The organism is Klebsiella sp. MS 92-3 (assembly GCF_000195655.1).
Classification (GTDB): domain Bacteria; phylum Pseudomonadota; class Gammaproteobacteria; order Enterobacterales; family Enterobacteriaceae; genus Klebsiella; species Klebsiella pneumoniae.
The window spans coordinates 1-483 of the sequence record NZ_GL882777.1 but is presented as its reverse complement, the minus strand read 5'-3'; the positions used below and the strand labels follow the sequence as shown (position 1 = coordinate 483).

The 483-nt window shown below is 73.3% G+C and carries 1 protein-coding gene; it reads right to left on the bottom strand.

Annotated elements, in window-relative coordinates:
• Positions 1 to 483: DNA-3-methyladenine glycosylase 2 (gene alkA, locus HMPREF9538_RS28770; protein WP_009484529.1), on the bottom strand; the 483-nt coding region annotated here is incomplete at both ends.

Genomic DNA, 483 nt, shown 5'->3' with positions numbered 1-483 from the left:
GGGGGGGGGGGCGGCCGGGGTCATTCCCGGAAAGCGCTGTTTAATCAGGTAATCATCCGGCAAAAAGATATCTTTCGCCTGCCAGCCGCGCAGGGCAAAGTAGTTTGCCGTCCAGCGGCCAATCCCGGGCAGGGTCTGCAGTTGACGCAGCCCGGCGTCAATATCCGCCGGCGCCGTCAGGGGCAGCTCGCCGCTGAGCGCCGCCCGGGCGAGGTGGATCAGCGCCTCCGCGCGTCGCAGCGGCATCCCCAGCGCCTTAAGCGCCTGCGGATCGGCCCGGGACAGGGCCTCTGGCGTCGGGAACAAAACAGAGCCGGGCGCCTCCGCCAGCGGTTCGCCCCAGCCAGCCGCCACTTTGGCGGTGAGCCGGGCGGCCATCGCCACGCTCACCAGCTGGCCCAGCACCGCCCGCACCGCCTGCTCGAAGGCATCCAGCGCCCCCGGCCCGGCCCGCCCCCCCCCCCCCCCCCCGCGCGGCCGGCG